This is a genomic window from Kribbella sp. CA-293567, from assembly GCF_027627575.1.
Classification (GTDB): Bacteria; Actinomycetota; Actinomycetes; order Propionibacteriales; family Kribbellaceae; genus Kribbella.
The window spans coordinates 983,165-1,006,990 of record NZ_CP114065.1; the positions used below are offsets into that span (position 1 = coordinate 983,165).

Annotated in this window: 24 protein-coding genes and 1 pseudogene; 20 read left to right on the forward strand and 5 right to left on the reverse strand. The window is 69.5% G+C overall.

Annotated elements, in window-relative coordinates:
• Positions 1 to 55: 55 nt before the first annotated feature.
• From folE to OX958_RS04700, 8 genes are all read left to right on the forward strand, one after another.
• A complete protein-coding gene (gene folE / locus OX958_RS04665; protein ID WP_270135917.1) occupies positions 56 to 628 on the forward strand; it encodes a GTP cyclohydrolase I FolE in 573 nt (190 codons plus the stop codon).
• Between the two features lie 168 nt (positions 629 to 796).
• The gene (locus OX958_RS04670; RefSeq protein WP_270135918.1) at positions 797 to 1,930 is read left to right on the forward strand and encodes a S1 family peptidase; all 1,134 of its coding nucleotides are present in this window, start codon (positions 797 to 799) and stop codon (positions 1,928 to 1,930) included.
• A gap of 153 nt (positions 1,931 to 2,083) precedes the next feature.
• On the forward strand, positions 2,084 to 2,881 hold the full coding sequence (folP, locus tag OX958_RS04675) for a dihydropteroate synthase (RefSeq protein WP_270138986.1): 798 nt from the start codon (positions 2,084 to 2,086) through the stop codon (positions 2,879 to 2,881).
• Positions 2,878 to 3,342 carry a nuclear transport factor 2 family protein gene (locus OX958_RS04680; protein WP_270135919.1) on the forward strand — a complete coding sequence of 155 codons (465 nt, stop codon included), beginning with the start codon at positions 2,878 to 2,880 and terminating at the stop codon, positions 3,340 to 3,342. Before folP ends, OX958_RS04680 begins: the two co-directional genes overlap by 4 nt.
• On the forward strand, positions 3,339 to 3,743 hold the full coding sequence (folB, locus tag OX958_RS04685) for a dihydroneopterin aldolase (protein WP_270135920.1): 405 nt from the start codon (positions 3,339 to 3,341) through the stop codon (positions 3,741 to 3,743). Before OX958_RS04680 ends, folB begins: the two co-directional genes overlap by 4 nt.
• Positions 3,740 to 4,306, forward strand: a complete 567-nt coding sequence (gene folK, locus OX958_RS04690) for a 2-amino-4-hydroxy-6-hydroxymethyldihydropteridine diphosphokinase (protein ID WP_270135921.1) — start codon at positions 3,740 to 3,742, stop codon at positions 4,304 to 4,306. Before folB ends, folK begins: the two co-directional genes overlap by 4 nt.
• Positions 4,307 to 4,308: 2 nt before the next feature.
• On the forward strand, positions 4,309 to 4,827 hold the full coding sequence (locus OX958_RS04695) for a DUF3180 domain-containing protein (RefSeq protein WP_270135922.1): 519 nt from the start codon (positions 4,309 to 4,311) through the stop codon (positions 4,825 to 4,827).
• Between the two features lie 11 nt (positions 4,828 to 4,838).
• Complete coding sequence (locus OX958_RS04700; RefSeq protein WP_270135923.1) at positions 4,839 to 5,279, forward strand: hypothetical protein; 441 nt, start codon at positions 4,839 to 4,841, stop codon at positions 5,277 to 5,279.
• Between the two features lie 11 nt (positions 5,280 to 5,290).
• On the opposite strand, the gene OX958_RS04705 is transcribed toward OX958_RS04700, so the two are convergent.
• Positions 5,291 to 6,484 (reverse strand): NADH-quinone oxidoreductase subunit D, encoded by a 1,194-nt coding sequence (locus tag OX958_RS04705; RefSeq protein ID WP_270135924.1) that lies wholly within the window; start codon positions 6,482 to 6,484, stop codon positions 5,291 to 5,293.
• A 26-nt stretch (positions 6,485 to 6,510) separates the two neighbouring features.
• Between OX958_RS04705 and OX958_RS04710 the strand changes: the two genes are divergently transcribed.
• Together OX958_RS04710 and OX958_RS04715 are read left to right on the forward strand one after the other, a co-directional pair.
• Positions 6,511 to 6,999: a PH domain-containing protein gene (locus OX958_RS04710; RefSeq protein WP_270135925.1), complete on the forward strand. Its 489-nt coding sequence runs from the start codon at positions 6,511 to 6,513 to the stop codon at positions 6,997 to 6,999.
• Positions 6,996 to 8,417, forward strand: a complete 1,422-nt coding sequence (locus OX958_RS04715) for a PH domain-containing protein (RefSeq protein ID WP_270135926.1) — start codon at positions 6,996 to 6,998, stop codon at positions 8,415 to 8,417. The genes OX958_RS04710 and OX958_RS04715 overlap by 4 nt, the downstream gene beginning before the upstream one ends.
• A gap of 146 nt (positions 8,418 to 8,563) precedes the next feature.
• On the opposite strand, the pseudogene OX958_RS35260 reads toward OX958_RS04715, so the two are convergent.
• Together OX958_RS35260 and OX958_RS04725 are read right to left on the reverse strand one after the other, a co-directional pair.
• A pseudogene (locus OX958_RS35260) lies at positions 8,564 to 9,178 on the reverse strand (SAM-dependent methyltransferase); the annotation flags it as partial.
• Positions 9,175 to 9,756, reverse strand: coding sequence for a 2'-5' RNA ligase family protein (locus tag OX958_RS04725; RefSeq protein ID WP_270135927.1), 582 nt, complete (start codon positions 9,754 to 9,756; stop codon positions 9,175 to 9,177). The gene OX958_RS04725 and the pseudogene OX958_RS35260, both read right to left, overlap by 4 nt.
• A gap of 197 nt (positions 9,757 to 9,953) precedes the next feature.
• Here OX958_RS04725 and OX958_RS04730 point away from each other — a divergent pair, with 197 nt between their 5' ends.
• From OX958_RS04730 to OX958_RS04750, 5 genes are read left to right on the forward strand one after another with little or no spacing between them, the layout of a single operon-like run.
• On the forward strand, positions 9,954 to 10,835 hold the full coding sequence (locus OX958_RS04730) for a Rossmann-like and DUF2520 domain-containing protein (RefSeq protein WP_270135928.1): 882 nt from the start codon (positions 9,954 to 9,956) through the stop codon (positions 10,833 to 10,835).
• The gene (panC, locus tag OX958_RS04735; RefSeq protein WP_270135929.1) at positions 10,832 to 11,659 is read left to right on the forward strand and encodes a pantoate--beta-alanine ligase; all 828 of its coding nucleotides are present in this window, start codon (positions 10,832 to 10,834) and stop codon (positions 11,657 to 11,659) included. The genes OX958_RS04730 and panC overlap by 4 nt, the downstream gene beginning before the upstream one ends.
• A 22-nt stretch (positions 11,660 to 11,681) precedes the next feature.
• A complete protein-coding gene (locus OX958_RS04740) occupies positions 11,682 to 13,340 on the forward strand; it encodes an L-aspartate oxidase (protein ID WP_270135930.1) in 1,659 nt (552 codons plus the stop codon).
• Between the two features lie 2 nt (positions 13,341 to 13,342).
• On the forward strand, positions 13,343 to 14,197 hold the full coding sequence (gene nadC, locus OX958_RS04745; protein WP_270135931.1) for a carboxylating nicotinate-nucleotide diphosphorylase: 855 nt from the start codon (positions 13,343 to 13,345) through the stop codon (positions 14,195 to 14,197).
• 1 nt (position 14,198) lies between these two features.
• Positions 14,199 to 14,957 (forward strand): type III pantothenate kinase, encoded by a 759-nt coding sequence (locus tag OX958_RS04750; protein WP_270135932.1) that lies wholly within the window; start codon positions 14,199 to 14,201, stop codon positions 14,955 to 14,957.
• A 6-nt stretch (positions 14,958 to 14,963) separates the two neighbouring features.
• On the opposite strand, the gene OX958_RS04755 is transcribed toward OX958_RS04750, so the two are convergent.
• Positions 14,964 to 15,377: a TIGR03668 family PPOX class F420-dependent oxidoreductase gene (locus OX958_RS04755; protein WP_270135933.1), complete on the reverse strand. Its 414-nt coding sequence runs from the start codon at positions 15,375 to 15,377 to the stop codon at positions 14,964 to 14,966.
• A gap of 101 nt (positions 15,378 to 15,478) precedes the next feature.
• On the opposite strand from OX958_RS04755, the gene OX958_RS04760 reads away from it, so the two are divergent.
• Positions 15,479 to 16,780, forward strand: a complete 1,302-nt coding sequence (locus OX958_RS04760; protein WP_270135934.1) for a hypothetical protein — start codon at positions 15,479 to 15,481, stop codon at positions 16,778 to 16,780.
• 37 nt (positions 16,781 to 16,817) lie between these two features.
• Here the strand turns inward: OX958_RS04760 and OX958_RS04765 are convergent, their stop codons facing one another.
• Positions 16,818 to 17,387 (reverse strand): ArsR/SmtB family transcription factor, encoded by a 570-nt coding sequence (locus tag OX958_RS04765; protein WP_270135935.1) that lies wholly within the window; start codon positions 17,385 to 17,387, stop codon positions 16,818 to 16,820.
• Between the two features lie 59 nt (positions 17,388 to 17,446).
• Here OX958_RS04765 and OX958_RS04770 point away from each other — a divergent pair, with 59 nt between their 5' ends.
• From OX958_RS04770 to OX958_RS04785, 4 genes are all read left to right on the forward strand, one after another.
• On the forward strand, positions 17,447 to 18,706 hold the full coding sequence (locus OX958_RS04770; protein WP_270135936.1) for an MFS transporter: 1,260 nt from the start codon (positions 17,447 to 17,449) through the stop codon (positions 18,704 to 18,706).
• A 10-nt stretch (positions 18,707 to 18,716) separates the two neighbouring features.
• Complete coding sequence (gene lysS, locus OX958_RS04775) at positions 18,717 to 20,237, forward strand: lysine--tRNA ligase (RefSeq protein ID WP_270135937.1); 1,521 nt, start codon at positions 18,717 to 18,719, stop codon at positions 20,235 to 20,237.
• 285 nt (positions 20,238 to 20,522) lie between these two features.
• Positions 20,523 to 20,855, forward strand: a complete 333-nt coding sequence (locus tag OX958_RS04780) for a histone-like nucleoid-structuring protein Lsr2 (RefSeq protein WP_270135938.1) — start codon at positions 20,523 to 20,525, stop codon at positions 20,853 to 20,855.
• A 336-nt stretch (positions 20,856 to 21,191) separates the two neighbouring features.
• Positions 21,192 to 23,738, forward strand: a complete 2,547-nt coding sequence (locus OX958_RS04785) for an ATP-dependent Clp protease ATP-binding subunit (protein WP_270135939.1) — start codon at positions 21,192 to 21,194, stop codon at positions 23,736 to 23,738.
• Positions 23,739 to 23,826: the final 88 nt, after the last annotated feature.

Sequence of the window (23,826 nt, forward strand, 5' to 3'; positions counted from 1 at the left end):
GAAGGCGATGCCCCGGAATCCTCACGGATGCCGGGGCATCGCTTATGTTGGCGAAATGACATCGCCGAACTTCGATCATGCTCGGGCCGAGGCCGCCGTCCGGGAGTTGCTGATCGCGATCGGCGAGGACCCTGATCGTGAAGGACTGAAGGAGACCCCGGCCCGGGTCGCGCGCTCGTACGCCGAGATCGCGGCCGGGCTGGGGCAGACCGCCGAGGACGTGCTGAGTACGACGTTCGACCTCGGCCACGACGAGATGATCCTGGTCAAGGACATCGAGGTCTGGTCGATCTGCGAGCACCATCTGGTCCCGTTCACCGGGGTGGCCCACGTCGGCTACATCCCGGGGGCGGACGGCCGGATCACCGGGTTGTCCAAGCTGGCCCGGCTGGTCGACGTCTACGCCAAGCGGCCGCAGGTGCAGGAGCGGCTGACCACCCAGGTGGCCGAGTCGCTGGTGGAGATCCTCAAGCCGCGTGGCGTGATCGTCGTGATCCAGTGCGAGCACCTCTGTATGACGATGCGCGGTGTTCGCAAGCCGGGCGCCAAGACGATCACCTCCGCGGTCCGCGGTCAGCTCCGGAACCCGGTCACCCGGGCCGAGGCGATGAGCCTGATCGTCGGCTGAGCCATCCTCGGGGCCTCAGCGGCCGCTTTCGGCGTACCGCGTAGCTCCGGTGGGTCCGTGCTCGTTGAACTTCCGAAGCCGTGAACCATGGACATTCCGTGTCCGATCGCCTACGTTCCGTAGTGGCGTTCCGACTCGGGTGCGGGGCGCCGGCGTGAGGAGGACGGTATGTCAGGGCGTTTTCGGGTCGGCGCCGCAGTGGCCGGAATCGTCGTACTGACGGCGGCCGGGTTGATCGCGGCGAACGGCGCGCAAGCCGACGCCCCGGTCGGAGCCACCAAGCTCCCCACCGCGGAGCAGAATCTGCTGCAGGTCCAGGACCAGGCGCAGATGCTGGAGGGTCAGCTCGGGTCACGAGCGATCGGCAGCTACCTGGACGCCACCGGCGCTCTGGTGGTCTCGGTCTCCGACGCGGCGACCGCGGACCTGGTCCGGCAGGCCGGCGCGATTCCCCAACTGGTCCGCTACACCGCCAGGCAGTTGCTCGCGGTGCAGGCGGAGCTCGACGCTCTCGCCACCGGTTCGAGCGCCGGCCGGGTCAAGTCCTGGTACGTCGATCCCATCTCCGGCACCGTCGTGGTCACCGCTCCCCGGGGCTCCCACGACGTGCTCACCCAGCGGTTCCTGCGCAAGGCGCTGGCCAACGGCGGCAAGGTGACGCTGCGCCGGTCGGCCGGCACGGCCACCACCACCGACGAGCAGTTCGGTCTGCTCGGCGGCTACCAGGTCGACAAGAACACCGGCTTCACCTGCTCGCTCGGGTTCAACGCCCAGACCAGCGACGGCGGCCGGATCTTCCTGACCGCGGGGCACTGTACGGCGGGAAAGCCGTCGTTCTCCCGCAACGGCTACATCATCGGCAACACCCGCAGCTCGAGCTTCCCCGGCAACGACTTCGGCACCGTCAGCGTGATCGAGGGCTGGGACCAGCAGGGCCGGGTCGAGCGCTGGGGCGCGGACGACGTCCAGATCCGCGGCGCCGCCGACGCGATGGTCGGGGCCGAGCTGTGCAAGTCCGGCAAGAGCACCGGCTGGTCCTGTGGCCGGATCGTGGCGCGCAACGTGACCGTGAACTACGGCAGCAACAAGGTCGTCCGCGGTCTCTTCCAGCACACCGCCTGCGTCGAGTCCGGAGACTCCGGTGGCGCCAACCTGACCGGCGACTACGCGCAGGGAATCACCAGCGGCGCGGCCCTGATCAGTGGGCAGTGCCTCGACAAGCACGGCCAGACCAACGAGTCCTACTCACAACCGATCGGTGAGGCGCTGTCCGCTAGCGGCGCCTCGCTGGTGCTGGGCTAGCGGCTGCGGGCAGGAGCCCGTAGTCGATGGGGGTCCGGTACCTAGGTGGGGCAGTTCGGGCACGGCCACTACGGTGGTCGGGTGCGAACTGCCCCACCGAATCAGTTTCCGAGCCCTGTGCAGGGACTGCCCACCCCGGATCGCTGTCTGGTGATGGGCGTCGTCAACGTGACCCCGGACTCGTTCTCCGACGGCGGTGAGTGGTTCGAGCCGACCGCCGCGATCGAGCACGGGCGTGAACTGCTGGCCGAAGGCGCCGACCTGCTGGACGTCGGTGGGGAGTCCACCCGGCCGGGGGCCGAGCGGCCGGCGCCGGCCGAGGAGCTCCGCCGGGTGCTGCCGGTGATCGAGACGCTGGCCGCCGAGGGAGCGCTGATCTCGATCGACACGATGCGCGCCGATGTCGCCGCGCTCGCGCTGGACGCCGGGGCCGTGATGGTCAACGACGTGTCCGGCGGGCTGGCCGACCCGGAGATGCTCGGGCTGGTGGCCGACCGGGGTACGCCGTACGTCTGCATGCACTGGCGTGGGCACTCCGCCGAGATGCAGCAGCGCGCGCAGTACGCCGATGTGGTGCCCGAGGTGGTCGCCGAACTGGCCCTGCGCCTCGAGGCGATCGCCGCGGCCGGAGTGGACCTGAACCGGGTCGCGCTCGACCCCGGACTGGGCTTCGCGAAGAACGCGGACCACAACTGGGAGGTGCTGCGCCGGCTGCGCGAGTTCGCCGTCCTGGAAAGGCCGTTGCTGATCGGTGCCTCACGGAAGGCGTTCCTGGGTAGGCTGCTCGCCGACGAGGAGACCGGGGAGCCTAGACCGGCCGTACGACGAGACGACGCCAGCGCGGCCGTCTCCGCCCTCGCCGCCGCGGCCGGAGCCTGGTGTGTCCGGGCTCACGCGGTGGCACCGAGTGCGGACGCGGTCCGGGTTGCGCGCCGGTGGGGAGCGGTATGACCGAAGAGCCGGGCGGTACGCGACGGGGTACGGGTGCCTCCGCGGAGACCGTGGTGCTGAACGCGAACACCGCGTTCTACAACGCGTTCGAGGCAGGCGACCTGGACCTGATGGCGGCGGTCTGGCTGCCGGAGCCCGATCCGGTCTGCATCCATCCGGGCAACGCGGCGATCTACGGGTACTCCGAGATGATGCGGGCCTGGGCGATGATCTTCGCCAATACGCCGTACATCCAGTTCTTCCTGACCGACGTACAGGTAAGAGTTGATGAAGACGTGGCCTACGTCACCTGTACGGAGAATGTCCTGTCGTCGGGCGAAGGGGCACCGGAGGAGGGTTTCGCGGGGGGAAAGGCACTGGCCACCAACGTCTTCCGCCGGACCGGTTCCGGCTGGCGGTTGTGGATCCACCACGCCTCCCCGGTACTGTCGTCCGGGGGTCGACAGGAGGAGGCAGAGTGAGCGGTCCCGTACTGCCCTCTGAGGTGCGGCCCCCGGACGTGATCGAGATCCGCGGCATCCGTGGATTCGGGCGGCACGGTGTCTTCGAGCACGAGCGGACCGACGGGCAGGAGTTCGTCGTGGACGTCCGGCTGGAGCTGGACACCCGGCCGGCCGCCGCCTCCGACCGGCTGGTGGACACCGTGAACTACGGGCTGGTGGCCGAGCAGGTGCACGCGGCCATCGAGAGCGACCCGGTCGACCTGATTGAGACACTGGCCCAACGGATCGCGGATCTGTGCCTCGCCGACCGGCGGGTGACAGCCACCGCGGTGACCATCCACAAACCATCGGCGCCGATCACGGTGCCTTTCGACGACGTTGTCCTGACCGTGCAGCGCAGAGCCGGAGAATCCTCGTGACTGAGACCCCTAGCCCCCACGTGATCGACGCGGACACCCTGAGCGGTGGCCTCAAGCCGATCCGGCAGGTGATCCTGTCGCTCGGTAGTAATCTCGGCGACCGGGAAGCCAACCTGCAGGGCGGCGTCGACGCGCTGCGGGACACCCCCGACGTGGTCGTCGTCGACGTCTCGCCGATCTACGAGACCGAGCCGATCGGTGGCCCGGACGAGTCCGGCCCCTACCTGAACATCGTGCTGCTGGCCGACACGACGCTGTCGGTCGACACCCTGCTGGACCGCGCGCACGCCGTCGAGCAGGCCTTCGGCCGGGAGCGCGGCGTGAAGGGCGCGCCGCGGACCCTGGACGTCGACCTGATCACCTACGGCAAGAAGTCGATCGAGACCGAGGAGCTGACGGTGCCGCACCCGCGGGCGCACGAGCGCGCCTTCGTGCTCGCGCCCTGGCTGGACATCGAGCCCGACGCGGTCCTGCCCGGGGTGGGCCCGGTGGCCGAGCTGCTCGCCAAGGTGGGCAGCGACGGCGTGAAGAAGCTCGACGAGCTCACCATCGAGCTGCAGTAGTGGTGTCGGGCGGTACCGGCCCGGGCCGGGCCTCGGGGTCCGGCCAGGAGCCGCCGCGGCCGGGGTCGGTCCGGCCGACCTCACGGCGGCTGCTGTCCGCGATCGTCGTCCTCGGGGTGGCGATCGGCTGGACCATGGTCCGGGCGATCGAGTCCAGTGGCGGCGTCGCGCCGGTGGTGTCGTGGCTCACGCTGGTGGCCTGGGGTTTCCTGGCCGCGCTGCTGTTCACCGCGGCCCGCAACACCCACCAGCGGATCCAGGTCCGGCACGAGCGGATCGAGGCCTCCCGCGCGGTCTTCCTGCTGATGATCGGAAAAGCCAGCGCTTTCGTCGGCGCGTTGTGCACCGGGGTTTACGCAGGGTTCGCGTTATCCTTCCTGAGCGCGGTCGGCTCCTCCGGACCGCGGAACCGTGTGATCACCGCCGGTGCTGCGGCCGTGATCTCTGTGCTGGTCGTCACGGCCGGATTGCTCCTGGAACGGGCGTGTCGTATCCCCGATGACCCCGAAGAGACCCCCTAACATGTCGGTCCATGGGGTCAAGGGGTAGCCGCCGTCGAACCAGGGCCACAGTTCTCGTGGTCGCCAACGTGCTGCTGGTCCTGATCTGCCTGGCCGTGAGTATCTCGCTGTTCTCGCAGAACCAGTGGATCCTGCGCGCGGCCGCCGTCGCCGCCGTCCTGGTCGCGGTCGGCGCCTCGGCCCTGACCCGCCACCAACTCCTGATCGAGCGCCTGAAGCACAGCGACGAGCGTGCCCAGGTAGCCCAGGAGTACTCCCGGATCACCAGCGCCCGGGTGGTCGAGAACGCCGAGTTCGTCGACCTGATGCAGCGCCGCCTGGACAAGATCGACCAGCGCCTCGACAAGATCGACGAAGAGGTCGCCACCGTGGTCGCCGCCGGCGACAAGCACTCCCACGCCGACGCCCCCACCGTGGTAGACCTCAAACTCCGCGGCCTCGCCGCCTCCTGACGCCGGCTGGGCTACTTGTCGATGTCGCCGACGACGAAGAACATGCTGCCGAGGATGGCGACCATGTCGGCGATGACGGTGTCGGGGAGCATTTCGGGGAGGACCGAGATGTTGTTGAAGCTGGCGGAGCGGAGTTTGAGGCGCCAGGGGGTCTTGTCGCCGCGGGAGACGAGGTAGTAGCCGTTGATGCCGAGGGGGTTCTCGGTCCAGGTGTAGATCTCGCCTTCGGGGACCTTGAGGATCTTCGGCAGCCGGACGTTGACCGGGCCGGCCGGGAGGGTGCGCAGGCGGTCCAGGCAGGCGTCGACGAGGTCGAGGGAGACCTTGACCTGGTCGAGCAGCACGGAGAAGCGGGCGAAGCAGTCGCCGTCGGTGCGGGTGACGACGCGCAGTACGCCGTCGCGGGCGAGCTCCTCGTAGGCCAGGTAGGGCTCGTCGCGGCGCAGGTCGGCGTCGACCCCGGAGGCGCGGGCGATCGGGCCGGAGACGCCGTACGCCGCGATCAGTTCCGGTGACAGCCGGCCCACCCCGACGGTCCGGGCCCGGAAGATCTCGTTGCCCAGGACAAGGTTCTCGATGTCGGGCAGCCGCCGCCGGACCGCGGCCGACGCGGCGCCGGCCCGGTCCAGCCAGCCGTAGGGCAGGTCTTCCTTCAGCCCGCCGACCCGGTTGAACATGTAGTGCATCCGGCCGCCGGACAGCTCCTCCATCACCGCCTGGATCGTCTCGCGCTCGCGGAACGCGTAGAAGACCGGCGTGATCGCGCCCAGCTCGAGCGGGTAGGAACCGAGGAACATCAGGTGGTTCAGGATCCGGTTCAGCTCGGTCAGCAGGGTCCGCAGCCAGACCGCGCGGACCGGCACCTCCAGGCCCATCATCTGCTCGACCGCGAGCACCACGCCGAGCTCGTTGGAGAACGCCGACAGCCAGTCGTGCCGGTTCGCCAGCACGATGATCTGCCGGTAGTCGCGCACCTCGAACAGCTTCTCCGCGCCGCGGTGCATGTAGCCGATGATCGGCTCGCACCCGACGATCCGCTCACCGTCCAGCCGCAGCCGCAGGCGCAGTACGCCGTGGGTGGCGGGGTGCTGCGGCCCGATGTTGAGCACCATGTCGGTGGTCGGCAGCTCGGTGCCCGGGTCCGTGCCACCGCGCTCGAATGCCGCGGCCCCCGCGCCGATTCCCACCACACGTTCGGTACTCATGACCCCTATCGTGACAGGCTTGGAGCGTGGACGACCTCTTTGCTCCTTCCGATGTCAGCTGGACGCCGGTCTCGCCGAAGCTCGCGTCGGTCCGGCGGGTCAGCACGGCCATCTCGCTCGGCGTGCTGGCGATCGTCGCGCTGGTGACGCTCGGCATGCTGCTGAGCTGGCTGTACGGCGTACTGGCGGTGGTGCTGATCGCGCTCGGCTACCTGTGGTCGTGGGTGCTGATCGGCCGCAACCAGCGCTCCTGGAAGTACGCCGAGCGCGAGGACGAGCTACTGGTCAGCCACGGCACGATGTTCCGCCAGCTGGTCGTGGTGCCGTACGGGCGGATGCAGTTCGTCGACGTCGCGGCCGGACCGCTGGAGCGCTCGTTCGGGCTGGCCACGGTCGAGCTGCACACCGCCACGCCGGCGACCGACGCGAAGATCCCCGGGCTGCACCCGGACGAGGCGGCCAGGCTGCGCGACCGTCTCTCCGCCCTCGGCCAGGCGCAGGCGTGGGGCCTGTGACAGAGCCGTCCCCGCTGCCCACGGCGCCGCCGGTCACCGAGCCGGTGACGGGCGCGCGGCTGCATCCGCTGACCCCGTTCGTGAAGGGCTGGGGGTACTTCGTCGTCGCGGCCTTCGCGATGGCCAACAACGAAGGTCTGCGCAGCAACCTGAAGATCGCCGGGATCGGCCTGGCCGGCGTGCTGGTCGGCGGCATTCTGCTCGGCGCGCTGTCGTGGTGGTTCACCAAGTGGCAGCTCACCGACGACGCGATCCGGGTGGACAGCGGCTTCCTGTTCCGCCGGACCAGGATCATCCGGTTCGACCGGATCCAGACGATCGACGTGGCGCAGCCGTTCGTGGCCAGGATCTTCGGGATGGCCGAGCTGCGGATGGACGTCGCGGGTGGTGGCAAGAGCGACGGCCGGCTGAGCTACTTCAGCTACGGCGACGCGCAGAAGCTACGGGCCACGCTGCTGGTCAGAGCCAAGGGCGAGCAGGCCGTCGAGCAGCAGGCCGCCGACGAGATCGCACCCGAGGCACTGCTGGTCGTGCCGACCGGCCGGCTGCTCGGCGCCACCCTGCTGTCCTCGACCGTGCTGGCCAGCGCGGCCGGTCTGATCTGGCTGATCGTCGCCACCATGGTGCTGGAGTTCCACGTCGGGCTGTTCGCCGGTCTGCCGCTGCTGCTGGGTGTCGTGCAACCCATCTGGAAGCAGGTGGTCGGCAACCACGGCTTCACCCTGTCGGAGACCCACGAAGGGCTGCGCACCAAGCGTGGCCTGTTCGACGTCCAGCGGCAGACGGTGCCGCCGGGCCGCGTGCAGGGGCTGCTGATCACCGAACCGCTGATCTGGCGGCTGCTCGGCTGGTCGCGGGTCGACCTGGACATCGCCGGAGTGGCGGGCTCTCCTGCCGACGGCGAAGACGACAATCTGGGTGCCCAGCTGCTTCCGGTCGGTGAGCGCCAGGAGGTGGCGGGCGTGCTCGCGCGGGTGCTCCCCGGCTTGGACCTGTCGGCCATCGAAATGCACCAGGCGCCGGAGCGGGTGAAATGGCTGCGGCCGGTCGGCTGGCGCTACCTGGCCTACGGTGTCGACGACCAGGTCCTGGTGACCACGCGCGGCTGGATCAGCCGCCGTACTTCGATCGTGCTGCACCACAAGACGCAGTCGGTCCGTCTGCACCAAGGACCGATCCAGCGGCGTCTGGGCCTGGCCAACGTCCACGTGGACACGCCACTAGGCCCGACGGACGCCATCGCGCTGCACCGCGATCAGGTGGAGGCTGCGGCGCTGGTGGAGGCTCAGGCCGACAGGGCACGAGAAGCACGTCGTACGGCGGCAGCGGTGCCGGCCCAGCTCCAGCCGAACGAGCCGAGCCCCGAAGGGTTCAACAGCTCGGCCGCCTCGCCTGCCGACGACAACTCAGCCAGGTAGCGCAGGGGCTCCGTGCGGGCCAGCTCCTGGCCAGGTCGCTGGGCAGACAGGCCGAGTGCGCGCAGAGCCTCTCGCTGCGTCGTGAGCTGGCCAGAGACGGCAGCAGTCAGTGAGTCCAGCGCAACGTGCGCAGTGACGTCACAGGAGCCGTCCAGGGCCACCTGGCACTCCCTGCCGCCCCTGAACCCAGTCACTGTCCCGTACGGCGGACGTGCGCCGCGCACGTGCCCGTAGTCGATGGCCAAGGCCACCCCGTCGTCCACCCGGCTGACCACGTCGGCCCAGGCCTCGTCGCGGCTGAGCCCGATCTCGGCCCGGTCGCCGGGTTCGGCCAGCGGCCACCACTTCTCCAACCAGACCAGATCGTTGCCTGCGACAACATCTCCCGGACGCTGGTCGGCGAGTAGGTAGCGGGGCCGGCCCGCGGGGTCGAGTTCGGCCACCTCGCACGGGAGGTTGTCGAGCCACTCGTTCGCGATCACCAGGCCGGTCAGCCGGGGCGGCAGCTCGTCGTCGAGCTCCACGTCGAGCACGTCCAGCCCGATTGGGCGTAGTACGCGGCCGAGTTCGCCTTCGCCGGCGCCGAGATCGGTCGCCTGGGTGACGCCCAGTTGCTCCGCCAGTCGGGCAATTGCCTGACCGAAGAGCGGTGACGCGTGAACCGAAGTACGGAAGTGCGCGGCGGGGCGTTCCCGGCGGTAGAAGCCGTCCGGCCCGTACAACGCCGCGTCCCACGCCTCGCGGAAGGTCGAGCGGGTCACCTCAGCTCGGGGTCCCCGCCGAGCGCGACCGAGCCGGTCAGCTGCCAGATGCCGTCGTCACCTTCGCGCCAGATGGTCAGGTCGTCGAGGCGGATCGTCGGCACCTCCTCGGTGTCCAGGGCTGCTTGGGCCTCGGCGACCAGCGCCGGGCCGCCTTGGGCCGAAGAGGAGATGGTCAGGTGCGGGTGCGGGTCCGGGTGCTCACCGCCGTACGGCGGGCACTCGGGAAAGGCCGCCTGGACGGTGGCGACCAAGTCGCGAACCCGGTCCCACGGCTCGGGTCGCAGCCAGGTGGTGCCGTTGGGGAACTGGCCCGCCGTCGGGAAGGTCAGCTCGAACGGCTCGATCTCCGCCACGGCGTCCTCCAGCCGCTGAACGGCCTCCGGCGACGGGTCCTGCCGCCACGGCACCAGCACTGTCACGTGCGGCGGGATCAGCTCGTTGAGGGAGATCGTCGGCCGGGCCGGCGAGTAGGAGACGGACCGCCACCGATCGGTGAACTCGGTCAGCTCGGGCACGGTGATCAGGATCGCGGTCAGGCCGGTCCGCGTCGCCCAGGGGTCGGTTTGTCCACTCACCGGCCCATCGTCCCACCCAGCGGCCCATCGTCCCACCACTGGCGGAGAACTCGATCCGGGAGCACGCCGCGGTGCGGGCCGGCGTGAGAGGGATCGCACTTCGGAGATGGGGCGGGTACGGGATTCGGCACTACGCTGTCCTGAACCGCACCAATCGTCTGGTACCCGGCAAGGGACTGGAACGAACGAGAGTGGACATGGAACGCATCGGCATCATCGGCTCCGGCCGGGCCGGCAGCGCCTTGGGAGCAGCCCTGGCGTCCGCCGGGCATCCCGTCACCGGCGTCACCGCACGCTCGCAGGCGTCGCTCGACCGCGCCGCGAGACTCTTGCCTGACGTTCCGGTCCTCTCGCCTGCGGAGGTGACCGGCCGCGCGGACGTCGTACTGGTCGCAGTACCGGACAGTGCGATCCGTGAGGTCGCCCAGAGCCTGCCGCTGACAGCAGGCCAGTACCTCGTACATCTGTCGGGTGCACACGGACTGTCGGTCCTGCTGCCGTCAGCGGCAACACCTGTCGCCCTGCACCCGCCCATGACGTTCACCGGCGACCAACCAGACCTCAGCGCGATCACCTTCACGGCCACCGCGCCGGACGATGCTCGGCCAGTGGTGAAGCGACTGGTCAAGGCGCTGGGCGCTGAGCTGCAGTGGGTGGCGGAGGAGAAGCGTGCGCAGTACCACGCAGGTGTGGTGCACGGCGCGAACCACCTGACCACGCTGCTCGTCCAAGCCTTCGCAGTACTGCGAGAAGCCGGCGTCACCGACCCGGCGGCCACACTGCGGCCCTTGCTGGCCGCAACTCTCGACAACACGCTGCGGTCCGGTCATGATGCGCTCACCGGGCCGGTAGCGCGCGGTGACGTCGAGACGGTGGCAGCTCACTTGGCCGTACTGCGAGGGCGCACCGCCGGCACGTACGCCGAACTGGCCCGCGCGACGGTGGAGCTGGCCGCGGCGGACGGCCGGCTGGAGCGCGGTACGGCCGAACGGTTCCTCGAGGTACTGGCAGTACGACCGGCAGTGCAACCAGCCGGGCAACCAGCAGGGCAACCCGAGACAGGGGAGGCGCCACGGTGAGACTCACCCAGACGAAGGCCGAGCTGCGAGCGGCAGCGGCGATCCGGCCGCGGGCCGTCGTGATGACGATGGGCGCGCTGCACGAGGGCCACGCCGCCTTGCTGGCGGAGGCGCGCGACCGGGTCGGGCCGGCCGGCAGCGTGGTGCTGACGATCTTCGTGAACCCGCTGCAGTTCGGGCCGGCCGAGGACTTCGACCGCTACCCGCGGACGCTGGCCAGCGACCTGGCGATCGCCAAGAACGAGGGCGTCGACCTGGTCTTCAACCCGTCCCGCGACGAGCTCTACCCGAACGAGCCCTCGATCACCGTGCATCCCGGACCGCTCGCCGACGAGCTGGAGGGACAGGTCCGGCCGGGACACTTCGCCGGGGTCCTGACGGTGGTGGCGAAGATGCTGCACCTGACCTCGCCGGACCTGGCGCTGTTCGGCGAGAAGGACTACCAGCAGCTGACGCTGATCCGCGAGATGGTCTGCGATCTCGACATGGACGTCGACATCGTGCCGGTCCAGACCGTCCGGGAGGCCGACGGCCTGGCGATGTCGTCGCGCAACCGCTGCCTGGACGAGACCGAGCGGGACGAGGCGCTGGTGCTGTACCGGGCGCTGACCGCGGGCGCCAAGGCCGGGATGAACGGACCGGACGCCGTCCTGGCTGCCGCGCACGCCGAGCTGGAGGCCGTGCCGTCGGTGCAGATCGACTACCTGGCGCTGCGGGCGCCGGATCTCGGCCCGGTGATCGGTCCGGGCGAGTCCAGGATGCTGATCGCGGCCCGGGTGGGGAGCACCCGTCTCATCGACAACATTTCCATCACTCTTCGCTGAGACCGGTTGATACGGTCGCGGGATGACTGCTCCTGCTGTGCCGCAGCGGTTGGCTGCGCCCGAACCCGGCTGGACCGACACGGTCGACGTGGTGGTGATCGGCTCGGGGATAGCGGGGTTGACGGCCGCCCTGAGAGCCCGTGAGCTCGGATCGGTGCTGGTGGTGACCAAGGACGTCGTCGCCTCCGGATCGACCCAGTGGGCCCAGGGCGGGATCGCCGCGGCGCTCAGCCCGGAGGACTCGCCCGAGGACCACCTGCACGACACCCTGGTCGCCGGGGCCGGCCTGTCGGACCCCGAAGCCGTCCGGGTGCTCGTGACCGAGGGCCCGGAGGCGGTGCGGGACCTGATCGAGCTCGGCGCCGTGTTCGACACCGGTGCCGGCGGAGACCTGTCGCTGACCCGCGAGGGCGGCCATCACCGCAACCGGATCGCCCACGCCGGTGGGGACGCGACCGGTGCCGAGATCGAGCGCGCGCTGGTCGCGGCCGTGAAGCGCGCGCCGGACATCCGGATCATCGAGCACGCTCTGGTGCTCGACCTGCTGCTGGCCGCGGACGGCGCGGTCGCGGGGGTCACGCTGCACGTGATGGGCGAGGGGCAACTCGACGGCGTCGGCGCGATCCGCAGCCGCGCGGTCATCCTCGCCTCCGGCGGCCTGGGGCAGCTGTACGCCGCCACCACCAACCCGAGCGTCTCGACCGGTGACGGGATGGCGCTGGCGTTGCGGGCCGGCGCGAAGGTGCGCGACCTGGAGTTCGTGCAGTTCCATCCGACAGTGCTGTGGCTCGGCAAGGGCGCGAAAGGCCAGCAGCCGCTGGTCTCCGAGGCCGTTCGCGGTGAGGGCGCGTTCCTGGTGGACCACGAGGGCAAGCGGTTCCTGCAAGGTCAGCACGAGCTCGCCGACCTGGCTCCGCGCGACATCGTGGCGAAGGCGATCATGCGCCAGATGCTTGCCTCGGGCAAGGATCATATGTTCCTCGACGCCCGCGGTTTCGGTGACGAGAAGTGGCGGGTGCGTTTCCCGACCATCCTGGCTTCCTGCCGCTCGCACGGGATCGACCCGGTGCACGAGCTGATCCCGGTCGCGCCCGCCTGCCACTACTCGTCCGGGGGAGTCTGGACCGACCTGTTCGGCCAGACCTCGGTGCCCGGCCTGTACGCGTGCGGCGAGGTCGCCTGCACCGGGGTGCACGGCGCCAACCGGCTCGCCTCCAACTCGCTGCTCGAGGGCCTCGTCTTCGCTCGCCGGATCGCGGCTTCGCTGGCTGCCGACCTGCCGGAGTTGCGCGAGCCGGTGGCCGACGAGCGCGTGGCCGGGCTGGTGGCCGCGGACGTCGTACCGGAGCTGCAGCGGGTGATGACGGTCGGGTCCGGCGTGATCCGGAGCGCGAGCGGACTGTCGGAGGCGGGTGACAGACTCGCCAAGCTGATCGAGCAACCTGCCGAGCAGCCCGGCACTCCGGACTGGGAGGCGACGAACCTGGCGACCGTGGCGACCGCGCTGATCGAGGCGGCGACCGTTCGCGAGGAGAGTCGCGGCTCGCACTGGCGTGAGGACCACCCCGATCGTGACGACGAGTTGTGGTCGGGCAGTCTGGACCTGACGCTGCGGGTCGAGGATGATTCGGCACGGCCTGCCGCGAAGTTCGTGGCACAAGCACCACCTGAGGGGAACTAGCAATGGATGACACGCTCGACAGGCAGTGGGTCGAGGACCTCGTCCGGGCCACCATCGAGGAGGACCTGGCCGGTGGGGTCGACGTCACCACCACCGCCACGGTCGAGGCGGAGCACGTCTCGGTCGCGGAGTTCGTGGCCCGGGCCGACGGTGTGGTGGCCGGTCTGGAGATCGCCGAACTGGTGATCCGGCTGATCGCGGGCAAGGACGCGGTCGAGATCGAGCACTCGGTCACCGACGGCACCGAGGTCAAGGCGGGCGCGGTCCTGATGACCGTGCGTGGCAGGACCCGCCAGCTGCTGACCGCGGAGCGGACTGCGCTCAACCTGCTCTGCCACCTCTCCGGCGTGGCCACGCTGACCAGTCGCTGGGTCGCGACCGTCGCCGGGACCGGGGCGGTCGTCCGCGACACCCGCAAGACGATGCCGTTGCTGCGCTCCCTGGAGAAGTACGCCGTCCGCTGCGGCGGCGGGCAGAACCACCGGATGGCGTTGTCCGACGCGGCGCTGATCAAGGACAACCACGTGATCGCCGCAGGCGGCGTCGCGGAGGCGTTCCGGCTGGTCCGGAAGGCCTATCCGGACCTGTCGGTCGAGGTCGAGGTCGACTCGGTCGAGGACGCGCTGATCGCGGTCGAGTCCGGCGCCGAGCTGATCCTGCTCGACAACATGGCGGTGCCGCAGCTGCGCGAGGCGGTCGAGAAGGTGGCCGGCCGGGCCCGGCTGGAGGCTTCGGGTGGCCTGTCGCTCGAGGTCGCCCGCGAGGTCGCCGAAACCGGCGTGAACTTTCTCGCCGTCGGCGCGCTGACCCACTCGGCCCCCGTCCTCGACATCGCGATGGACCTCCAGGCCGCCTGACATGCTCCTTGCCGTCGCCGTCGAGAACACCAGGACCCTGGTCGGCCTGGTGCTCGAGGGCACGGTCGAGCGGCACTGGTGGGTGGGCACGGACCCCCGGCGTACGGCGGACGAGTGGGCGGTGCTGCTCGACGGATTGCTGGCCGGTGCGTCGCCGGTGTCGGGGATCGCGGTCTGCTCCGCCGTACCGCACGTCCTGCACGAGCTGCGCGACGTGGTCGCGCGGTACTACGGCGAGGTGCCGAGCGTGGTGGTCGAGCCGGGCGTGAAGACCGGGCTGCCGGTGCTGGTCGACAATCCCCGCGAGGTCGGCACCGACCGGATCGCCAACGCGCTCGCCGCGGTCAACCGGTATGGCGCCCCCTGCATCATCGCCGACTTCGGCACGGCGACCACGGTCGACGTCGTCAACGCGAACGGCGCCTTCGTCGGTGGCGCGATCGCCCCCGGCATCGAGACCGCGGTCGACGCCCTCGGCGCGGCAGCGGCCCAGCTCCGCCGCGTCGAGCTGGTCCGGCCACGCTCGGTGGTCGCCAAGAACACCGTCGAGGCGCTCCAGTCGGGCGCGATCTTCGGCTTCGCGGCCCTCGTCGACGGCCTGATCGCCCGGATCATCGCCGAGCAGTCCTTCGACCAGGTCACCGTGATCGCCACCGGCGCCCTGGCCCCGCTCGTGGTCGCGGAGTCGACCCGGATCCAGCACCATGAGCCGTTCCTGACCCTGCAAGGCCTGCACCACGCCTTCGCGCGCAACTACTGACGAGAGTCAGCTGAAGGACCAGCCGGACCAGTGTTCGATGGTGACGGTGATCACGGGTCCTCGGGGCGGATCGAGCACGTACTGCGGATACTTCACCGCGAGCAGTTCGATCGCTGCCGGATTCGCGGCATCGACCCGCGCCCGGCCGTCGGCGCGGACCCACCACAGCTGCCGCCAGTCGGCGGCGTACCGGTCGCAGAGGACGGTGACGTTCGGGTTGGCGGCGATGTTGCGGAGGCGGCGCAGGTCGGTGGTGGACTTCGGTTTCTGGTCGATCGCGATCACCAGTTCGTCGCCGGTGAGCGCGAAGACGACCGGCACTAGGTGCGGGCGGAGTTCGTCTCCGGAGCTGATACTGGCCAGGTAGGCGTGGTCGGCCGCAGCGAGTCGTTCGCGGCAGACGGCCGGGCTCAGTCGCACGGGAGTGACCCTACTGCCGGGCGCGCGGGCGGCTCGGCTGGGTATCGTTCACGCGGGGGTACGTCCAACAGTTCGGGCAACAGTTCGGGTGAGGCACGCTAGTGAGGTTCCGCAACGTCTGGTCGGCCGCGCTCGCGGTCGGTGTCGGCGCGTCCGTGTTGACGGCGTGCTCGTCCGACCCGATTCCCACCATGGTGACGGTCGCCTGGGCCGACGAGACCCGGCAGGCGGTGCAGGTCAGCTGGCGTGACTCCGACGCCCCGAACCGGATCACCATCGAGGGCGTGCTGAGCACCAACCCGTCGTACGTGAAGTTCCTGGCCGCGGACCAGCCCAACACCTGGGCGATCCCGGTCTCGGCCTTCCCGCCGGACGGCAACTACAAGGTCTCCGTCGGCGTCGGTACGTCGGCCACCGGGATGACCAGCAAGCTGGCGAGCTCACCGATCTTCGACACCGAAGGGCCCGTCCGGCCCGGTGGCGCGACGGCGACCCCGATCGGCCGGCGGGACGTGCTGGTGCGCTGGACCGCGCCGGCGCAGCCGCAGGACTTCAGCCCGAACGATCCGCTCGACGTGAGCGGCCGCACCCAGCTCTACGTCCCGGTCGTCGGCCGGCCCGGTGGGCCGTTGCGCACGGTCGGGCCCGGAACCACCGCGACCAGGCAGGTGATCAAGGGCCTCCGGCCGCCGTACGTGTTCCAGTTGCGGGCGCAGAACGAGTGGTCGACCGCGGTCGGTGGGCAGATCACGGCTCGCACCAGCTCCACCAGCGCGGCGATCCCCGCGCTTGCGCAGTACGGCGTACCGGTCCGGATCCGCGGCCGGGCGATCCTGCAGCAGGTGGTCTGCGCCGACGAGACCAGTTGCGTTCAGCAACGAACGACCTCGGCCGGGCTGCCGTTGGTGGTGCTGACCCAGGTCACGCCGGGCGCGCGCTGGACGCCGGCCGCCCGCGGGGCGACCACCGCCGGTGGGCACTACGACATCCCGGTCGCCACGGGCGCGAGCCGGCCGTACAAGGTGATGCTGCCGGAGTACAGCCGGGTGGGTTCCGTCGCGTCGCAGTCGACCAGCAAGGCGCAGCTGACCCGTACCGTCGTACGGCTGCAGACGACCGGCTTCCTCGGCGGCGCCTCCAAGAAGCGCGGTCAGAACGCCACCGCCATCGTCGTGGTCAAGCCGGCCATGAACACCACCGTGATGCTGCAGTCGTGGAACCGGCAGGCCAGGCGCTGGGTCAATGTCAAGGCGGTGCCGATGCGGCGGGGACAGGCCGCTCTGACCTTCAAGACCGCTCAGCCCGGCATCTCGGTCTACCGGTTCGTGGTGCCCAACGCGATGCTGCTGGGCCGCGTGATGCTCGGCAAGGTCACCCAGAACCTGCCGCTGAGCGTTCGCTGACTCCAACAGACCGATCGTCACTGGTGGTGACCGGCGATCAGTCCTCCGTCGGTGGCTTTCCGGTCGGAACGATCGCCAGCATCGTGCTGACCCGCCGCGTCGAGGCCGGCCGGCTGGTCGCCGTACGGTCCTGGCGGTAGCGCTCGATCAGCTCGGTCAGCTCCCGGTTGAACTGCTCGGTCTCCGCCTTGGTGAGCCAGAGCCGGTTGTTGCTCATCAACGTGAGCTCGTCCCACGGGTCGTCGGCGGGCAGTTCCGCGAACTGCTCCAGCACCCGGTCGACGGAGCTGCGCACCATCGCATGACCGGCCAGCCGCCCGGCGGCGGTCGACTTGGTCGAAATGACCAGGCTGGTGGCCGGCGCCCGCCAGGGACGTTCCCGTCCGTCGGCCGACGACTCGGCGCGCTCGATGATGCCCCACCGCGCCAACGCCCGCAGGTGATAGCTCGTCGCCGACGGCGTCAGCCCGGCCAGCTCCGCGCACTCGGTCGCGGTCAGCACCCGGCCGCTGTAGAGCTCGTCGATGAGCCGCTGCCGGGCGGGATGCGCCAGGGCGCGGATCGCTCGCGGGTCGGACAGCACCACGCGCTTCTTCTTCGCGGCCACGCCCGACAGCGTAGCCGGTCCCTTGACCCGGTAATACCTGAAGCATTAGCTTCATAGATATGAAGCAACCCCTTCACGATCGTGGGCCGCGCCGCTCCCTCTGGGCGCACCGCGACGCCCGGCTGGTGCTGCCCGCCCGGGCCGTCTCGTACGCCGGTGACTCGGTCGCCCTGGTGGCCCTGATGCTGCGGGTCTCGGGCGAGGCAGGGGACGACGAGCGCGCTGCCGCGGCGGCGATCACCGCTTTGCTGCTGGTGTTCGCCGTGCCGACGGTGGTGATGATCCCGTTCGCGGGCCGGATCGTGGACGGGTTCGACTCCCGCCGGGTGCTGGTGTGGGCGTCCCTGCTGCAGGCCGCGGCCGGTGTCGGACTCGCCTTCTGCCACGGACTGGCCGCGACCCTTGCTCTGGTCTGTGTGCTCCAGATCGGCCAGGCGATCGCGGGCCCGGCCTGGGCGGCGCTGGTGCCGCGGATCGTCGGCGACGAGTTGGTCGGCCGTGCGACCGGGGTGGGCCAGGCCTTGATCGGCGTGGCCGCGCTGGCCGGGTCCGCCGTAGGCGGGCTGCTGGTCGGCGCGTCCGGCGATCGGGTCGCGCTGCTGGTGGACGCTTCGACGTTCGTCGGGCTGGCCGTGGTCGCCCGGCTGGTCCGGACCCGCCGGTCACCGGTATCCGGTGCACCGAAGGAGAACAACGGCCTGACCGCGGGACTGCGTAGCCTCTTCGCCGACCCGATTCTGCAGGTGCTGGTGCCGGCCCTCTGGCTCTTCATTCTGGTCGCCGAAGCCGTCAACGTGGTCGAGGTCCGCCTGGTCACCCACGAACTCGGTCTCGACGCCGGCGGCTACGGCGCCATCCTGGCGGTCCAGGGCGGAGGCGCCATCGTCGGCGCTTGGTGCACCGGAAGAATGAAGAGCGATCTCGTCCGCTCACGGGCAGTGCTGGCCGGTACGGCGGTCATCGGCGCCGCCTGCGTCCTGATGGGCCTGGCCGGCGCCGTGGCCCTGGTGGTGATCGGCGCGATAGCGAGCGGCTTCGGCGGCGGGATGCTCAACGCGGCGACCAGCACGCTCGTGGTGACCCGCTCGGAAGAATCCGTACGAGGCCGGGTAATGGCTGCCTTCAGCGGTACGGCGCGCGCCTGCTCCCTGGTGGCCCTGCTGCTCGGCGGTGCCGCGAGTGCCGTGCTCGGCCCTCGGGCCACCTATGTCGTCGCCGGAGGTCTCGCCGTGCTGGCGGCTGTCTGCACGGGCGTACTGCTGAGGCGGCGAGGCGCGGTACGGACAAAGGATTCGTTCGTCCGGGTGGTCAGTCACTAGCCTTTGAGGCATGACTGAGCCACGCGAGAACCCAGCCACCCCCGACAGCGGGCAGGACGACCTGCCCGAGCAGATCCGGGTCCGCCGGGAGAAGCGTGACCGGCTGCTGGCCGAAGGGGTGCAGGCGTACCCGATCTCGGTGCCGCGGACGCACCTGCTGCGGGATCTGCGGGCGAAGTACGACGGGCAGACGCTCGAGCCGGACACGAAGACCGGTGAACTGGTCGCGGTGGCCGGCCGGGTGATCTTCCAGCGCAACACCGGCAAGCTGTGCTTCGCCCAGTTGCGCGAGGGGGACGGGACCGAGCTGCAGGTGATGCTGTCGCTGGCCGAGATCGGCGAGGAGGAGCTGGCCCGGTACAAGGCGCTGGTCGACATCGGCGACCTGCTCTCGGTGCAGGGCGAGGTGGTGACGAGCCGCCGCGGCGAGCTGTCCGTGCAGGCGACCAGCTGGCAGATGGCGGCCAAGACGCTGCGCCCGCTGCCGAACGAGCACAAGCCGCTGAACGAGGAGGCCCGGGTCCGGCTGCGGTACGTCGACCTGATCGTGCGCCAGGAGGCGCGCGAGATGGTCCGGACCAAGGCCGCCGTGCTGAAGTCGCTGCGGGCGACCTTCGACGGGCACGAGTTCATCGAGGTGGAGACGCCGGTCCTGCAGCTGACCAACGGCGGCGCGGCGGCCCGGCCGTTCTCCACCCACCTGAACGCGTTCGACCAGGAGATGAAGCTGCGGATCGCGCTCGAGCTGGACCTGAAGCGGGCGATGATCGGCGGCGTCGACCGGGTCTTCGAGATCGGCCGGACCTTCCGCAACGAGGGCCTGGACTCGACCCATGCGGCGGAATTCTCGATGATCGAGTCCTATCAGGCCTACGGTGATTACGATTCCATCGCCGAAGTGACCGAGGAGCTGATCCGGAACGCGGCCCGTGCGGTCGGCCGCAGCGTCGTCACCGCGCGCGACGGTTCGCAGATCGACCTGGACCTGCCGTGGCGGCACGCGACGCTTTTCGAACTGGTCTCCGAAGCGGTCGGCGAGAGTGTCGACGCGACCACCGAGGCGGCCCGGCTGACGAAGATCGCCGAGCAGCACGAGGTCGAGTTGCAGCCCGGCTGGAATGCCGGCGAGATCGCGCTGGAGATCTACGAGAAGCTGGTCGAGCACACCCTGATCCAGCCGACCTATGTTCGTGACTATCCGGAGTCGGTCCGGCCGCTGGCCAAGCCGCACCGCGAAATTCCCGGCCTGGTCGAGGCCTGGGACCTGATCATCAACGGGGTCGAACTCGGTACCGGCTACTCCGAGCTGAACGACCCGGTGATCCAGCGGGAACGCCTGGTGGCACAGTCGATGCTGGCCGCGGCCGGCGATCCCGAGGCGATGGAACTGGACGAGGATTTCCTCCGCGCGATGGAGTTCGGGATGCCGCCGGCCGGTGGGATGGGGATGGGACTGGATCGGCTGGTGATGTTGTTCACCGGCGCCGGGATCCGGGAGACGATTCTGTTCCCGCTGCTGCGTCCGGAGTGACGGCGGGGCCAGCTGAAAAGCGGACCCGGGAGCTGTTGCATAGCACAACCAACCGGCAAATCCATTCCCGGGTCCGATTCTTTCCCGGGGCCGGACGGGGAGCGGGATGAATACCCATCGTCACGACGGATGCGTAGCGTCGGCGAACCGGAGGTTTTAGTCACATCTTTACCGGCCATTCCGCCTGTTGAATGACAACTTACCGGTTTGTGCTGTACAAATCAGTAACAAGTTTTTCGGCAGGGGGATTGTGCCCGGTGGCGGGCGCGGAAAGGACTGTCATCGATGGCGCAAAGGGTTCAGGTGGTTCTCGAGGACGATCTCGACGGCGGTAAGGCCGACGAGACCGTGACCTTCGGGCTGGACGGTTCGACGTACGAGATCGATCTGTCCAAGAAGAATGCCGCCAAGTTGCGTGACGCCCTGGCCGGCTACGTCGGCGCCGGGCGCCGGGTCGCCGGGCGCCGTGGCGGTGCGGCCGGCCGGGCGCGTGGACGGGGCCGGTCGGCGACCGACTCCGCGGACATCCGCGCGTGGGCCAAGGACAACGGCTACGAGGTCAGCGAGCGGGGCCGGATCTCGGCCGAGGTGCGCGCGGCCTACAACGACGCCAAGTAATTCTCCGGACAGCCGGTCCCGGTGCCAGTGATGGCGCCGGGACCGTCCGCATTCCGGCCGTTTCACAGTGTGGACACTTGTCGGCGATCGGGTACCGGAAAGGTGCCTGACCGGACAGGTAGAGGGAGAAATTCGCTGGTGGCGAACACTTGGCGGGTCGGGAACACCGGTCCGCCGAGCGGGGTTGTTCCCTTGTGATCCCCACGAAGTGGCCGTACGAGAGGTCCTTGCTTGTTCGCTGAGAGCGAGCCTGTCGGTACCGGGGACTAGCATGCAGGTACGGGGGTCGGCCTACACGGCACGTCCGACTCCTCTGAGGCAAGGAGCGCTTTGGCGATGTTTGAACGATTTACGGACCGCGCCCGTCGGGTAGTCGTCCTGGCCCAGGAAGAGGCCAGGATGCTCAGCCACAACTACATCGGAACCGAGCACATCCTGCTCGGCCTGATCCACGAGGGTGAAGGTGTCGCCGCCAAGGCTCTGGAGAGCCTCGGCATCTCGCTGGAGGCTGTCCGTTCTCAGGTCGAGGAGATCATCGGCCAGGGACAGCAGGCTCCGAGCGGGCACATCCCGTTCACCCCTCGTGCCAAGAAGGTACTGGAGCTCTCCCTGCGTGAGGCCCTGCAACTGGGTCACAACTACATCGGCACCGAGCACATCCTGCTCGGCCTCATCCGCGAGGGTGAGGGCGTCGCCGCGCAGGTCCTGGTCAAGCTCGGAGCGGACCTGAACAAGGTCCGGCAGCAGGTCATCCAGCTGCTCTCGGGGTACCAGGGCAAGGAGACGGCGACAGCCGGAGCCGGCACCACCGAAGGTGCCCCGAGCAGCTCGCTCGTGCTCGACCAGTTCGGCCGGAACCTCACCCAGGCCGCCCGTGAGTCCAAGCTCGACCCGGTGATCGGGCGCGAGAAGGAGATCGAGCGGGTCATGCAGGTGCTGTCCCGGCGCACCAAGAACAACCCGGTCCTGATCGGTGAGCCGGGCGTCGGCAAGACCGCGATCGTCGAGGGCCTGGCCCAGGCGATCGTGCGTGGCGACGTGCCCGAGACCCTGAAGGACAAGCAGATCTACACCCTCGACCTCGGCGCGCTGGTGGCCGGGTCGCGGTACCGCGGTGACTTCGAGGAGCGGCTGAAGAAGGTCCTCAAGGAGATCCGCACCCGCGGCGACATCGTGCTGTTCATCGACGAGATCCACACCCTGGTGGGTGCGGGTGCCGCCGAGGGCGCGATCGACGCGGCCAGCATCCTGAAGCCGATGCTGGCCCGTGGCGAGCTGCAGACCATCGGTGCCACCACCCTCGACGAGTACCGCAAGTACGTCGAGAAGGACGCCGCGCTGGAGCGTCGTTTCCAGCCGATCCAGGTGGCCGAGCCCTCGATCGCGCACACGATCGAGATCCTCAAGGGCCTGCGGGACCGCTACGAGGCGCACCACCGGGTCACCATCACCGACCCGGCCCTGGTGGCCGCGGCCCAGATGGCCGACCGGTACATCTCCGACCGGTTCCTGCCGGACAAGGCGATCGACCTGATCGACGAGGCCGGTTCCCGGTTGCGGATCCGCCGGATGACCGCTCCGCCGGACCTGCGTGAGTTCGACGAGAAGATCGCGAACGTCCGCCGGGAGAAGGAGTCGGCGATCGACGCCCAGGACTTCGAGCGGGCAGCCTCTCTTCGCGACGACGAGAAGAAGCTGATCAACGCGAAGGCCGAGCGGGAGAAGCAGTGGAAGGCCGGCGACATGGACGTCGTCGCCGAGGTGGACGAGGAGCTGATCGCCGAGGTGCTCAGCACCGCGACCGGTATCCCCGTCTTCCAGCTGACCGAGGAGGAGTCCTCGCGACTGCTCAAGATGGAGGAGGAGCTGGCCAAGCGCTACATCGGCCAGACCGACGCCGTCAAGGCACTGTCCCGCTCGATCCGGCGCACCCGCGCCGGCCTGAAGGACCCGCGCCGCCCGAGCGGCTCGTTCATCTTCGCCGGCCCGTCCGGTGTCGGTAAGACCGAGCTGTCGAAGGCACTGACCGAGTTCCTGTTCGGTGACGAGAAGTCGCTGATCAGCCTCGACATGTCGGAGTACTCCGAGAAGCACACGGCCTCCCGGCTGTTCGGTTCGCCTCCCGGTTACGTCGGCTACGAAGAGGGCGGCCAGCTGACCGAGAAGGTCCGCCGCAAGCCGTTCAGCGTGGTGCTGTTCGACGAGGTCGAGAAGGCCCACCCGGACATCTTCAACTCGCTGCTGCAGATCCTGGACGAAGGTCGCCTGACCGACGCCCAGGGCCGGGTGGTCGACTTCAAGAACACCATCATCATCATGACCACCAACCTCGGTACCCGGGACATCGCCAAGGCGGTCAGCCTCGGCTTCAGCCAGGCCAACGACGCCCCGGGCTCGTACGACAAGATGAAGGCGAAGGTGACGGACGAGCTGAAGCAGCACTTCCGTCCCGAGTTCCTGAACCGCGTCGACGAGATCGTGGTCTTCCACCAGCACGGCAAGGAAGAGATCGTCAAGATCGTCGACCTGATGGTGGCGCAGGTGGAGGAGCGGCTGAAGGACAAGGACATGGGCATCGAGCTCACCCCGGCGGCGAAGGCTCTGGTCGCCGAGCGTGGCTTCGACCCGGTCCTCGGCGCCCGCCCGCTGCGTCGCGCGCTCCAGCGCGACGTGGAGGACGCCCTGGCGGAGAAGATCCTGTTCGGGGAACTGCGGTCCGGCCAGATCGTGCTCGTCGACGTCGCGCCTCCGGGCACGGTCAGCGAGGACGGGGTGACGGAGTACTTCACCTTCACCGGCACGGAGAAGCACACTCCGGCGGACCCGGACCTGGAGCTGACCGAGATCGCCGGCGGCGGTACCTCGGGCCTGCAAGACAGCTGAGCCAGGACACCCGAGTTCCACAGCAGTAGGCAGTCAGTAGCAACCGAAGGGCCCCGCGGACATCACGTCCGCGGGGCTCTTCGCCGTT

What these genes read in the sequence shown, in the direction of transcription:
- folE (WP_270135917.1), top strand. Translation starts at nt 56, where the DNA reads ATGACATCGCCGAACTTCGATCATGCTCGGGCCGAGGCCGCCGTCCGG.
- OX958_RS04670 (WP_270135918.1), top strand. Translation starts at nt 797, where the DNA reads ATGTCAGGGCGTTTTCGGGTCGGCGCCGCAGTGGCCGGAATCGTCGTA.
- folP (WP_270138986.1), top strand. Translation starts at nt 2,084, where the DNA reads ATGGGCGTCGTCAACGTGACCCCGGACTCGTTCTCCGACGGCGGTGAG.
- OX958_RS04680 (WP_270135919.1), top strand. Translation starts at nt 2,878, where the DNA reads ATGACCGAAGAGCCGGGCGGTACGCGACGGGGTACGGGTGCCTCCGCG.
- OX958_RS04700 (WP_270135923.1), top strand. Translation starts at nt 4,839, where the DNA reads ATGGGGTCAAGGGGTAGCCGCCGTCGAACCAGGGCCACAGTTCTCGTG.
- OX958_RS04705 (WP_270135924.1), bottom strand. Translation starts at nt 6,484, where the DNA reads ATGAGTACCGAACGTGTGGTGGGAATCGGCGCGGGGGCCGCGGCATTC.
- OX958_RS04730 (WP_270135928.1), top strand. Translation starts at nt 9,954, where the DNA reads ATGGAACGCATCGGCATCATCGGCTCCGGCCGGGCCGGCAGCGCCTTG.
- OX958_RS04740 (WP_270135930.1), top strand. Translation starts at nt 11,682, where the DNA reads ATGACTGCTCCTGCTGTGCCGCAGCGGTTGGCTGCGCCCGAACCCGGC.
- nadC (WP_270135931.1), top strand. Translation starts at nt 13,343, where the DNA reads ATGGATGACACGCTCGACAGGCAGTGGGTCGAGGACCTCGTCCGGGCC.
- OX958_RS04750 (WP_270135932.1), top strand. Translation starts at nt 14,199, where the DNA reads ATGCTCCTTGCCGTCGCCGTCGAGAACACCAGGACCCTGGTCGGCCTG.
- OX958_RS04770 (WP_270135936.1), top strand. Translation starts at nt 17,447, where the DNA reads ATGAAGCAACCCCTTCACGATCGTGGGCCGCGCCGCTCCCTCTGGGCG.
- lysS (WP_270135937.1), top strand. Translation starts at nt 18,717, where the DNA reads ATGACTGAGCCACGCGAGAACCCAGCCACCCCCGACAGCGGGCAGGAC.
- OX958_RS04780 (WP_270135938.1), top strand. Translation starts at nt 20,523, where the DNA reads ATGGCGCAAAGGGTTCAGGTGGTTCTCGAGGACGATCTCGACGGCGGT.
- OX958_RS04785 (WP_270135939.1), top strand. Translation starts at nt 21,192, where the DNA reads ATGTTTGAACGATTTACGGACCGCGCCCGTCGGGTAGTCGTCCTGGCC.